At 57.5% G+C, this 11,983-nt stretch carries 11 protein-coding genes; 5 read left to right on the forward strand and 6 right to left on the reverse strand.

The window, feature by feature from the left end; all coding sequences use genetic code 11:
- Window positions 1-65 precede the first annotated feature (65 nt).
- Window positions 66-413, forward strand: coding sequence for a carboxymuconolactone decarboxylase family protein (locus tag BLS48_RS33180; RefSeq protein WP_091586538.1), 348 nt, complete (start codon window positions 66-68; stop codon window positions 411-413).
- A gap of 316 nt (window positions 414-729) precedes the next feature.
- Here BLS48_RS33180 and BLS48_RS33185 read toward each other — a convergent pair whose 3' ends face one another.
- The 3 genes from BLS48_RS33185 to BLS48_RS33200 all read right to left on the reverse strand — a co-directional run bounded on the left by BLS48_RS33185 (window position 730) and on the right by BLS48_RS33200 (window position 4,653).
- Window positions 730-1,128, reverse strand: a complete 399-nt coding sequence (locus tag BLS48_RS33185; protein WP_091586541.1) for a hypothetical protein — start codon at window positions 1,126-1,128, stop codon at window positions 730-732.
- A 960-nt stretch (window positions 1,129-2,088) separates the two neighbouring features.
- Window positions 2,089-2,571 carry a hypothetical protein gene (locus BLS48_RS33195; protein ID WP_244530002.1) on the reverse strand — a complete coding sequence of 161 codons (483 nt, stop codon included), beginning with the start codon at window positions 2,569-2,571 and terminating at the stop codon, window positions 2,089-2,091.
- Between the two features lie 300 nt (window positions 2,572-2,871).
- A complete protein-coding gene (locus BLS48_RS33200; RefSeq protein ID WP_091586545.1) occupies window positions 2,872-4,653 on the reverse strand; it encodes a chloride channel protein in 1,782 nt (593 codons plus the stop codon).
- 364 nt (window positions 4,654-5,017) lie between these two features.
- Between BLS48_RS33200 and BLS48_RS33205 the strand changes: the two genes are divergently transcribed.
- Both BLS48_RS33205 and BLS48_RS33210 read left to right on the forward strand, forming a co-directional pair.
- Window positions 5,018-5,746 carry a phosphatase PAP2 family protein gene (locus BLS48_RS33205; RefSeq protein WP_091586546.1) on the forward strand — a complete coding sequence of 243 codons (729 nt, stop codon included), beginning with the start codon at window positions 5,018-5,020 and terminating at the stop codon, window positions 5,744-5,746.
- Window positions 5,747-5,766: 20 nt separating this feature from the next.
- Window positions 5,767-6,318: an SH3 domain-containing protein gene (locus BLS48_RS33210; protein ID WP_244530003.1), complete on the forward strand. Its 552-nt coding sequence runs from the start codon at window positions 5,767-5,769 to the stop codon at window positions 6,316-6,318.
- 1,386 nt (window positions 6,319-7,704) lie between these two features.
- On the opposite strand, the gene BLS48_RS33220 is transcribed toward BLS48_RS33210, so the two are convergent.
- The 3 genes from BLS48_RS33220 to BLS48_RS33230 all read right to left on the reverse strand — a co-directional run bounded on the left by BLS48_RS33220 (window position 7,705) and on the right by BLS48_RS33230 (window position 9,439).
- Entirely contained in the window at window positions 7,705-8,490 is a 786-nt protein-coding gene (locus BLS48_RS33220; protein WP_091586560.1) for an anti-sigma factor, read from the reverse strand.
- Complete coding sequence (locus BLS48_RS33225) at window positions 8,477-9,013, reverse strand: sigma-70 family RNA polymerase sigma factor (protein WP_091586552.1); 537 nt, start codon at window positions 9,011-9,013, stop codon at window positions 8,477-8,479. The genes BLS48_RS33220 and BLS48_RS33225 overlap by 14 nt, the downstream gene beginning before the upstream one ends.
- Before the next feature lie 126 nt (window positions 9,014-9,139).
- Window positions 9,140-9,439, reverse strand: a complete 300-nt coding sequence (locus BLS48_RS33230; protein ID WP_091586554.1) for a hypothetical protein — start codon at window positions 9,437-9,439, stop codon at window positions 9,140-9,142.
- Between the two features lie 396 nt (window positions 9,440-9,835).
- Here BLS48_RS33230 and BLS48_RS33235 point away from each other — a divergent pair, with 396 nt between their 5' ends.
- On the forward strand, window positions 9,836-11,212 hold the full coding sequence (locus BLS48_RS33235; RefSeq protein ID WP_167365347.1) for an ISNCY family transposase: 1,377 nt from the start codon (window positions 9,836-9,838) through the stop codon (window positions 11,210-11,212).
- 252 nt (window positions 11,213-11,464) lie between these two features.
- The coding region (locus BLS48_RS33240; RefSeq protein WP_143019582.1) for an IS30 family transposase at window positions 11,465-11,983 on the forward strand (519 nt) is incomplete at its 3' end.

Genomic DNA, 11,983 nt, shown 5'->3' on the forward strand with positions numbered 1-11,983 from the left:
CATGCTCCGGGGCGTGATCGAAAGCCTTTGAGTTCAACAGATTGAAATGCCTGGGGATTTTTGAAATGAACCTAGACTGGAAGACGTTCACCAACGAGTTGTCGGGCGGGTTGCGCGAACTGCGTGGCGGGACGCCCGAGGTGATGAAGGGATTCTCTGCCATCGCACAGGCAGCGCTGAAGGCCGATGCACTGGACGTCAAGACCAAGGAGTTGATCGCCCTTGCCATCAGTGTCGCGATGCGCTGCGATGACTGTATCGGCTTTCACGCCAAGGCTGCGTTCGACAGGGGCGCAAGCCGCGAAGAGGTGCTTGAGACCCTTGGTATGGCGATCTACATGGGTGCAGGGCCGTCAGTCATGTACGCGGGCCACGCAATAGAAGCGTTCGATCAGTTCGGCAATTCGGGCTGAAGAGGTTGATTCTCAACCGGTATGCCAGCGACGATCGTCGGCTCACGGTAACCTCGGGGAGCGTCAGGCAGCGCTGAAGTCGCATGCCCTTAATACCGAACATGACACCAAGATGCCTCGCGTCCGCGCCCACCAAACTGCTGCTGCTTTCCCCTCTCAACATATTGTATGGCGGGCATGATCGACTCGCCTCGAGGGTCCCGCCGACCAGTGGGAATCCCTGCTAATTTATAAGCTCGCAATCCGGCAATCTCCAAGTTGGGACTGAAATTGCAACGCAAGTGTTCGGGGCAACAGTTCGGGATTGGAGAGGCGGTCAGAATGCTTGGGTTGTCCCGTCTTCAAAGCTTGCGGAATGCACGCAGGTGCTCACCGAGACGTCGGAGTGGTTCATCCCAACCAACTGACCCCATCGCGCATTGTTCGACTTGGTCGTCTGCTTCGTCCAACTGCCGGAATTGATTTGCAAATGCCTATCGATCTTGGTCGAGGAGATCACAGCGCCTCGTCTGTCGATGAAGAAAATTCTGCCGATCGCGTTCTTCATCGGTTCGACTTGGCCTTGCAAGTCGACCGTGATCCGGTACGAGCCAGGCGCCGGGCTTGTTACCGTCCAGCCCGAGGCGGTCACCGCCAGCCTGCTTCCTTCACAGGGTAGCGCCAATGCGGCAGTGGACTGAAAAGCGATTGCGAACGCGAAGATTAGCTGTTTCATCAAGCTTGTTCTCCGGAATGCCAAGCCACATGGCCTACAAAGATCTCAGGTCTTCATCATCATTGCGACGATTTGAGGGTGCCGGATCGTTTTTGATCGCGTGCCAGCGAGGCCAAGCTCCTCGCCCTTTTTTGGGTCTATCTGCACGCAATCATCTCGTCGCCAAGCCCTTCCGGGCAATCGCCGCCGCATTGCTCAGGCCTACGCCACGCTCGGCTATACAACGTGATACCCATCGGCGAAGCGCGGCTCATTACGTCCATCACGCCACACAGAACGGCCTGCTGCTCTTGACCTGTTCAGGCACGTTTCTCTTTTTTCTCGTGGAGCACCGGCGCGGAAAAGGAAATGGTCCCCGAAAGCTCTATTTCAGATCGAGTTCAGGAAGGTGGGCGTCACTGCTGTCTGCATCTGATGTGAGCTCAAGCTCCGTTTTGGAGCCGCTTTTGTCGGAAGGGTACAGGAGGCAATTCTGTCCTTGTCACTGTAAGGTGATCGAAAGTTGAGTACCCAACGTCTTGAGAATGGGCGACCTCCCTGGGCCATAAGGTCGGCCAACCTTCCACATAACTTGTTTGCTTCCGGGACACTGATCTCCATCGTGCTTGTCACAGATGAAGCGGATGCTGACATTTCGCATTGGGTATTTGTAAGGCCGGTAGCATTGATGATTGCGCAGAGATACCTGGCGTTGGCCGTATCATCAGCCCACGCCATGCCCGGTTTGGCAAGCAAGACTGAAGCGAGCGCTATCCAAACCACGACCAGCACACCGCCGATGCCGATCCCGCCCATGTCAGTGCCGCAGTCGTCGCACGGCAACTGTCTCCCAGCCTGCGAATCCACGGTCATCGACCTTCGGTATGTCTTGGCCAATTTCCAAACAGCTGCCGAAAATGCGGACTAGAAAGCCGGGCGGTCGATGATCGACAGTGCCATATATTCTGCCCATCCCAGACATCAAAGCGCGTCTCGCAGGCGTTCGATCAGTCGGCGAGCACCTGACAATGGATGCTTGAGCCCCGGATTGACCTGGGTATCTGGAATGACTTCCGGTTGCGGCGCGCCCGGGCAGCCTTCCTGAACCTTGGTCCATGATGGATCGTTGAGGACGGTGTCGCAGCGCGCCAGATGCGTGCTGCCTGCTACGGTGAGGCAGGCAAAGCCGCCGCCTGGGACGAACCGGCCGTTGGCCCGGCAGACAGAGGTAGCCAGCGCGGGTTGTGATGCCGGGCCACCCGGGCAATGGTCAAGGACCTCTTTCCAGGACAAGATATTGAGGTTTACCTCGCAGCGGGCTAGGTGGCTCGACTCGCCGACTGTCAAGCAGGCATACTGCCCGAGCTCAAACTGTCCCATGTTGGCCATGCATGACGCATCGGCCCACGCCGGCAATGTCATACCGACGAGCGCCACGGCGGCAGGAAGCACTGTGCTCTTCAAATCATCCGATCCATTGCTGATGCTTGCCCTATCGCATTGTGCGATAGTGGCAATATACGGTCCATATAGAGTTTGGCCATCAGAGACAAAGCGAGGTTCCCCACACTACCGGCGCGCAGTGCTCGGCCAATGAATTTGACTTCACCTAGGCGAGATCAACATCGAGAGTTCTGCTGTAATGGACTCTAGCGTTCCCACGATCTCAAAATCGGCTCTCGTTCAGGGCGCTGCGCAGCACTGCAATCTTGCCTATTTAATCGTTCCGGGAAGGACATCCTCCCGCCTGCAATTGATCAAGCTCTAGGCTTCACCAGCTAGGTCTCGGCGGGCTTTGTCGAGTTCTTCGGCGTATCGGCGCAAAGCATAGCCTTCGGTCAGCAATCCCACGACAGTACGATCCGTAAAACTGGTTACCACCGCCAATTCTTCTGCCCCCGCCCTCCGAAAAGACTCGGCAGCAGCTTGCACATTCATGGTCGCAACCAGCACCGTATTCTTGAATTTGGCCAAGGCGAGAACCGGCGTCTCGTCGGCATCTTGATCACTATGGAGTTCAGCCACAATCAGCATGCCACAGTAAAGCTGGTTGGCATCAATCGCGATCACGCGCTGAGCTGAACCAAGCGGCACCTGGTCACGAAACGCGGCAAGCGTGGTGGAGGCGTCTATCGTTCGGACGTCCTTTCTCATCATCGACCCGACCGTCAGACTGCGCATCCATCCGACATCGTGCGCACCGCGGATCGTTTCGCCGCGCAGATGGAAGCGCCAGGTCGAGAAGGAGTAGCCGAAGGTTTCGCGCACGAGGGTAGCCGACACGATCGATGCCGCCAGCACGACTCCGGTTAGGGTCAAGTCGCGGGTCGACTCCAAGGCAAGAAAGGTCATCGTCAGCGGTGCGCCAACGACGCCAACAGCCAGCGAGGTCATGCCAACGACGGCGGCGACTGCTGGATCGATGCCGGTCGCCGGCGAAACATAAGCCATAACGCCGGCAAAAACCTTGCCCAGCAATGCGCCGAGAAACAGTGAAGCGAAGAACAGACCGCCACGAAATCCGGACCCCAGCGAGATGGCAGACGCCGTCAACTTTAGCACGAAAACGCTGGCCACAGCTGCGAGGCCGTAATTCATGGCAAACTCGCGGTGCAACGCGCCGTGGCCACTCGAAAGGATTTGCGGCGTCAGAAGCGCCAGAAGGCCGACCAGTACACCACCTATGACGGGGCGGATCGAGGCATCGATCGAGATCCGGGTGAATGCACGTTCAATCAGCGTCACCAGATACATGATGGCGATAGAGGCACCGCCGCCGAATAGCCCAAGGATCAGGAATGGCAAATACTGGCTGGGGGTAAGCGTCGGCAAACCGGAGAGTTCCAGTGGAAATGGCACACCGCCAAACACCTCGGCAGTCAATGAAGCTGAGACGGCAGCGGTCATGACCGATGCGACATTGGCGACCGAATAAATGCCGATCACCAGCTCGAATCCGTAGAATGCGCCGGTCAACGGTGCGTCGAACGCTGCCGCAATGGCGCCGGCAGCACCACAACCGACAAGGATACGCACGTCGTTCCGGCGCAGTCTGAACAGACGCGCCAGCCGCGAGGCAAAGCCAGAACCCACTTGGGTGTAGCCGGCCTCCAGTCCAACCGAAGCGCCGAACCCACTGGAAATCATCGTCTGGGCCGCAATGATGAACGTGTCGGTGAGCGACATGCGGCCACCGTAAAGCGCATTGGCCTCGATCGGATCGATCGGCGTGCGGAATTTCCATTTCTTGAGGTAGATGATCGTCAGGCCGAGGATGATGCCGCCGACCGCCGGCATCAGCGCCTGCAGGGGGGTTCCCAGCGAGAACATCGCTGAGAGGCGCGCCTCTGGCTGCAGTCCGAACAGCAATCCATGCATGACCTGAACAAGCCAGCTCATGGCGTGGACAAGCATGCCCGACATCACGCCTACGACGGACGCAAGCAGCACGACCGCAACGCCCCTTGCCTCCAGCATCGGTATAGATCCGATGATGAGCGCTCTTAGCCGGCGCGCATGGACGAGGGGTTGGCGTGTTGAAAGCATAGAACTTTCTGGCGGGCGAGCTTGGAATAGCGCCCAAATGTCATACGCATTACTCATTCCAAGGGAAAGCGGCTAATCGGACAGGACTTATGGCGAACCTTGAGCAACTCGTCTTGGTCGGCAGCGCGTTTGGTTCCATCAAATTTGCTTGAGAGGGATTTTGCCGGTCGAGATGGGTCAATCGGCCGAGGCTTCGACCCCAACGCATTCCCTCCATTTAGCAGCGATACGTTCGGCTCCAAAATTATGTTGGACGAGCGACACAATCGCCAGACCCGAAAGGGCCTGCTGACAATTATGTGATGCATCCGCGGAATGCAGATCCTGTTCGAATTCCGCCAAATGGGCCAAGATCGAACGTATCATGACAAACCTACCAAATGACAGCCACCCGGTCGTTGGTTTCCTCGGAGGCACAAGGCGAAGTCGCCTGTGGATTGCTGCTTTGCTGCTGGTTGCGGCGGTTTTGATCGTTCTGGTCGCAGCCGACGCAGTCCTTAAAGGCGAAGGCAGCAATTTCGATCAGGGGCTACTCATGGCTTTCCGCAGCGGTGGTGATCCGGCAAATCCAATCGGCCCTGCCTGGGTGGAGGGTGTGGGGCGAGACATTACGTCGCTTGGCAGCGTTGCATTCCTGGGGGTTATCTCGGTCGCCACTGTCGGATTTTTGCTGATAATACAAAGGCGAAACTATGCCCTGCAGTTGGCCACAGCTGTCATCGGCGGAGTGCTGATCAGCAAAACGATTAAGGCTGCTTTCGATCTCCCTCGGCAGAGTACGCCGCATATCGTCCCGGCTTTCACGGAAAGCTTTCCAAGTGGGCACGCCATGCTTTCCGCGATCACTTTTCTGACTCTTGGCACGCTCGTGGCGCGGGTGAGTACAAAACCCGACGTAAAGATCTGCGTCTTGTCACTTGCGGCCCTGCTTACCTTGATGGTTGGTTGCAGCAGGGTATATCTCGGCATCCATTATCCCACTGACGTGCTGGCGGGCTGGTGCGTCGGGATAGGCTGGACGATCTTGTGCTGGTTCGGCTTTCGATGGCTGGAGCAGCTAAGCAGGCAAAAGACAACCGTCCTCGGCCCATGACACACCCCGATCCGATGCGAATGTCACACCTCTCACCGAGTGTCCGAAGCCCCAATCATGGCTCTTTGACTACGCAGACCTTCGTCCGCTGTTGCCTCGTCGCGGTCTTATTTATCGCTGCCGTCACAGCGAGGCCCCCCCAAGCTGGAGCCGGTGGGCTTCCCTTGCCACGCTTCGCGTCGCTGAAGAAATCTCCTGTGAATTTAAGAGTTGGACCCGGTGTGCAATACGGGATCAAGTGGGTCTATGTGCGGCCGAAGATTCCGCTTGAGATTTATGAAGAATTCGGAAATTGGCGACGCGTTCGCGACTGGCAAGGAGCAACCGGATGGATACTCGGTTCGCTCCTGTCTGGACGAAGAACCGCGGTGATCGCACCTTGGAGCACAAATAACATAGGACTGCGCCAGAAACCTTCGTCAACTAGTCCAGTCACGGCCTGGCTCGAGCCGCACGTCGTTGTTGGACTGGTGAACTGCGATGGGCATTGGTGCAGGGTCGCTGTCAACCCTACATCTGGCTTTGTAAGGCAAAAGCGTCTTTGGGGGATCTATCCGAACGAAACGTTCTGATACCGGTCGTTTCGTCCGAAATCGAACGGGTCTATCTTGCAACGCGGATGACTATCAGGTCCCCTCCGCGCGGTGAGGCGATCAGAATGCTTGACTTGTACCGTGTTCAAGCCAGCGCTATGCAAATGCCTATCGATCTCTCATCTAGATCAGAGAAGCTGTCCTTGCGGTGATGGCATTCGCTACCGGCTAGAGCCCGTCAAACAAGTTAAATCCATGGCGGATCGCGTAGCTGCGGATGCAGGCATTGAGCTCGTGGTCCGAGAGCGGGCAGTCCTGGCGGTTCGCTCGCATCCTGGCCAAAACGTCCTTCAGCGACATCGCCCGACTTTTGGGCTGCTAGTCCCGAAAGCCTTCTGACAGGGCGTCATTTAACTCATCCATAGTGGATCGTGTCTGCCTAATTGTCACGCTGGGCGTCCGTGGATGTTCTCGTTCAGGAGCTTGTTCTCGTCTGAAAAATTCCCATCGCGGTATTCTCCGAGTCCACCCCGTTGCTCCGTCCAACAGCTCGTTGTCTAAATGGAATCGAGAAACGTGGAGGGCGGCCCGGCACCAACCCCAAGAGACGCCGGGCCGTGGAGGAAGTGGCCCCGCGGGGACACGTCCCCAAGCAAAATCGCACCAAGCGCTTCAACCAAAGGGCCAATACGTCTGCATTGAGCGGTTCTTGTCGTCATCGATGCCCTCATGATCGTGCCGCCGTAGCAAGGACTTCCCGAAACGCAGTCACCGTGCGGATCAGGTCTGAAGCTCATTCGCGCAAGCGACAAACGCAATTCGCTGAGTATCCGACGTTTTTTGCCGGGCCTGCGAAAGCCACAGCATGCGATGCTCCCACGACATCCCTCTCATTGCGGACCTCGCGGCGACGGTTATTTCATATCCCCCGCAGCGAGCGCATTGGATATCAACCTTGCGCACCGTGATATCAGCTGCCAGCGCGGTTCCCGCGCAAACTGGGCAAGTCGACGGGTAGTACCGCATGGTTTCTTTGGTCGGTGACGGAAGCCGTGTCATCCTGCCGGCCCCTATGTTTCGGCCCCTGGAGATGGCTCTGGATCTATTGGCCGAGGCGCCTTGCTATTTAAAGGGATATTTATCCCGCGCTGTGTGCGGCCGAGGCGGCTTTCATACGAAACAAGCAGTCGGTCAATTTTCCTTGCGATGTTTGGTGCGGTCTTTTCGAGCTCTTCGAACGCCCATGTCACGAAAGTTTCAGAAAGCCTGTCAGGCCGGTATAGGACCACCTCACGTGGATCCGCAGGGTCACCGAACGATACTCCCACATCGACACCAAGAAACCGTACGAAATGTTTCTGAATTTGTTCAGCAGACATTCACCTTCACCTTCCTTTGGCCAGTCGTTGTCGTCACGCTGGTTCATCAACCCCTTATTTTGGATCCCATCTGCCTCCGCGTAGCCACTTCAATCCCCTTTGCTTCCACTTCGAGCCGCTCGGTTGCCGCCGGTCCCATGAGCGCATACGCTGTGCCACCCGATTGCCAGTAGACAGTCGGAATACGGCCGTCTGTCGCGGAAGTTGGGGGAACAGCGTCTTCGCCGTTCATCGGGGCAGCAACAAGTGTGATCCGACCAAGACTCGGAGTGTTGGCTGTCACAACAAGGCTCTGCCTTTCGTTCCAAGGCTGCACCTGAACATCCGTCACCTGCCAGGTCGAGGGAAGGGGGGGCATACTGATGTTGAGGGCGCCAACCAGTCTTTCGATCTTGTCCTGTTTCAGCTCGCTTCCTTGCTGTGGGCCGGCATCCAGCTGTGCGACGCGCAAAGCCTCGCGGGCGGCAAGGATGAAGTTCTCATCCACCGTTCGCCCACCTTGGCGAAGCGGCTCGGTCACCGAGTTGGCGGCCCAACCCAGTCCAACGAGCAGGATCGCGGCCACCGGTATCCTGAGTCCTGCAATCAACTTCCGCCGCCGAAAAGCCCCTTCGAGTTGCCTGGCTCCATCCACGCTTGCCCGCGGCGGAAACAGTCGCTGGGGCTGGACGGAACGCAAAGCCTCCATGCGTTGCGCTTCAGCAAATACCTCGGCCGCAAGCTTTGGCTCCAGCGCCAGCCGAGCCTGAAGGTCGTTTCTCTGGGAGGGCGATAGCTCACCGTCAAGTAAGCGGTTTATCTCGTCCTTGGAGATGCTTTCACCGGGTTCCATCGCGACGACCTCCAACCACTCTCAGGTGAGACAGTGCACGATCGCTCGAATGGTCCATATTGACACGCAGGGCATCCCGCGCTCGGCTCAGGCGAGACATCACGGTTCCGGTCGGCACGCCGAGCACTTCGGCGGCATCGGAATAAGTGAAACCCAGGACGCCAACAAGGTGAAGAACCTCCGCGTGTTCGGTCGGCAACGCCGCCAGTGCCTTCCTGACATTGGAAAGCTCGACACTGTGCTCCTGCGACGGAAGCAACAAAGGATCGGACAGCACCGCATAAGCCGCAAGGCGACGCTTCTCGGCGTTTGCACGAGTGATACCGGTCAGAAACGTGTTGCGCACAATAGTGATCAGCCAAGGCAGCAGCGGACGCGAAGCGTCGTAGCCACCAGCCAGTGAAAGGGCGCGGGAAAGCGCCTCCTGCACGAGGTCATCGGCATCTGCGTCGTTGTGCGTCAGCACCCGACCATAGCGCCAAAGGTCCTCCAAATGCGGTGTGACGTCGAAGTTCGCCTTCATGGTTTATATACTGAGCGCGACCGGAAATTATTCCAAACTGACAAGTGTTTCAGGAAGGGTGGCCGCACTCGGGTTCCGAATTGCAAACTGGTTAGGGCACAACGGTGCCTGGATTGTGCCCAACCGTCACCGGGTCGGCATTTGCCCGCAATTCGCCGTTTGACTGAATCGAGCGGCCTCAATCCGCTCCAGCTCCTGCCCATTCCCGGTTCGTCGCGCACCCACCCATTCGCGCAACGCCATCCGAATGAGATTCATACGGCTGATATTCATCTGAGCCGCGATAGCTGTCAGCGCGTCTTCGGTTGTTGGCTCCAGAGGTATGCTGCCGATCGTTCTCAACATCAACGCCGCGCGAATATCCGGGTGCTGTGCGCTCGCCATGCCATCGCTTTCGGGCTCTTCATCCACGGAAAACAAAGTCATCGAAAGGTCCTTTCGGCAGAGGAGATGGCCCAGCAGCCAAATGGGCAGGGAAGGGAGCTGCTGAGCCAGACAGGCAGATAGAAGACATCGGAGTTCGCCTGCATCACCATGTACTGAGCGCGACCGGGAACTATTCCAAGTAATCGAATTGTTTCTCGGTACTGCAATCGACGACAGTCCTACGCGGAATTCCACAATGCCCTGCTTGAGTTTAACTAACGAATAAGGTGCGGATTAATCTATTGATTATGTTAAATAAATTCAAGTTCCATAATGTATGTTATGCGGCTCTGCCGTGTACGAGCAAAGTTAAAATGTCCCACTTCTGCAAAGTAGGAATGTCGTTTCCCCTTTGCTGAATGCCATTCTCCCCGGCGTTTGTGAGGGAGACAGCAAGTGGGATTTGTTCTGATGAGCGAACGCGAGTTCCAACGCATAGAGGTTCTATCGAAGGCCATCGAGCGAAGGATGACGACTGTCGCGGCAGCACATGTGCTTGGATTAACCAGGCGCCAGGTGCAGAGGCTTTTGAAGTCGTTTCAGGCCGATGGTGCTTCCGGACTGCGCCACAAGGCGCGCGGCCGACGCTCGAACCGTCAGATTGTCGACGGCGTTCGGGACTTCACTCTATCGCTCATCCGCGAACACTATCTGGACTTCGGCCCGACTCTTGCGGCTGAGAAGCTGGCTGAGGATCATGGTGTCACCGTATCGCGTGAGACGCTTCGCAAATGGATGACTGAGGCCGGAATTTGGCTGTCGCGCAAGCAGCGCCGGACATTCCATCAGCCGCGCTTGCGCCGCGAAGCCTATGGCGAGTTGGTGCAGATCGACGGCAGCGAGCATCGATGGTTCGAGGAGCGGGGCGGTCCATGCACCCTGCTCGTCTTCATCGATGACGCGACCGGCAAGCTTCAGCAGCTGCGCTTCGTGAAGTCGGAGAGCACGTTCAGTTACTTCGAGGCCTTGGATCTGTATCTAAAGGCGCACGGCTGCCCAGTGGCATTCTATTCCGACAAGCACACGGTGTTTCGGGTGGCGAAGGCCGAGGCTCGTGCCGGCCGCGGCATGACCCAATTCGGCCGAGCCTTGTCCGAGCTCAACATCGAGATCCTGTGCGCCAATTCGAGCCAGGCCAAGGGCCGGGTCGAACGTGTCAATCGCACGCTGCAGGACCGGCTTGTGAAGGAACTGCGTCTTGCTGGCATCTCAGATATCGAAGAAGCCAACGCTTTTCTGCCGGCATTCACGACCAGCTTCAACGACAAGTTTTCGAAGATCCCTACCCGGCCGGACAATCTGCATCGTGTCTTGAACATACCGGCCGATCGACTCCGCGACCTGCTCTGCAAACGCGAGCAGCGCTATGTCGGCCAGCAATTGTCTTTCTCCTACGAACGCAAGCAGATCATGCTGGAGAAGAACGATATCTCATGCGGCCTGGTCGGCAGATATGTCGATATTTACGAGTTCGCCGACGGTCGCCTGGATGTTCGGTGGAAGGCATGCTCCCTGCCCTACACTGTCTTCGACAAAGAGCAGCGCGTCACCCACGCCGCGGTCACCGAGAACAAGCGGCTTGGCGAGGTTCTGTCCTGGATCAAGAGCCAGCAAGATGAGGCTCGGCCCGCGCCGAAGATTAAGACGAACAGCGAACAGACTGGCTATCAGAAGCGCGACAGGAAGCCGGGGCGTAGGAAGGATTTCATGAATGATCCTGCTGTCATCGCGCGTCGACAACAAGCGCTGACAAGATTGGATGCTGCCGAGTGAAGTCAGCTCTCAAAGCTAAACCCGGGGAGCCTTGTTGGATCACACCCGATCGGGCTGCGCAATCTCCCGACCAGCTGACGCCCGATCGGGTGCTCTCGTCGCGGCCAGCAGAACCGTGATGCGACATTTCTACTTTGCCGGCGGCGCGACATTCGAACTTGGTTGCAACATGCCGTGTACGAGGGGTGCGTTCTATCTTGAACTGCGACTTCGCAGCGATACCAATGGCTTATCGCATGCAAGGAACCGTAGATGAAACGCACCTACTCCCAGATCGATTTGGATGAACGCCGCAAGATCGAGCGCTGGCGCCAGGCGGGCGTCAGTGTCGATGCGATTGCTGAGAAGCTTGGCCGCCATCGCTCGACGATTTTCCGCGAGATCGCGCGCAACAAGTTCGAGGATCGGGACATGCCGGATCTGACCGGCTATTTCTGCGTGGCGGCCAACAATCGGGCCAGGGAACGCCGCAGCCGTTATCGCAAACTGGTTCGGCATCCGAAGCTTCGCGCATCGATCATTGAGCGCATCAAGCATGGCTGGTCGCCAGAGCAGATCGCCGGTCGACTGGCTTATGAACGTAGCAGCGTCCGCGTCTGCCACGAGACGATCTATCGCTTTGCCTATTCGGCCGACGGCCAGGAGCTGAAGCTGTGGCGCTATCTTCCGGAGAGCCGCGCCCGACGCCGGCCGAGGCACGTCAGGCGGCGTCATGGCCGTCGATTCAGCCCGGAACTGAGCATTTTGCATCGTCCGGACATCGTTCGGGAC

This window comes from Mesorhizobium qingshengii, from assembly GCF_900103325.1.
In the GTDB taxonomy this organism is placed as follows: Bacteria; Pseudomonadota; Alphaproteobacteria; order Rhizobiales; family Rhizobiaceae; genus Mesorhizobium; species Mesorhizobium qingshengii.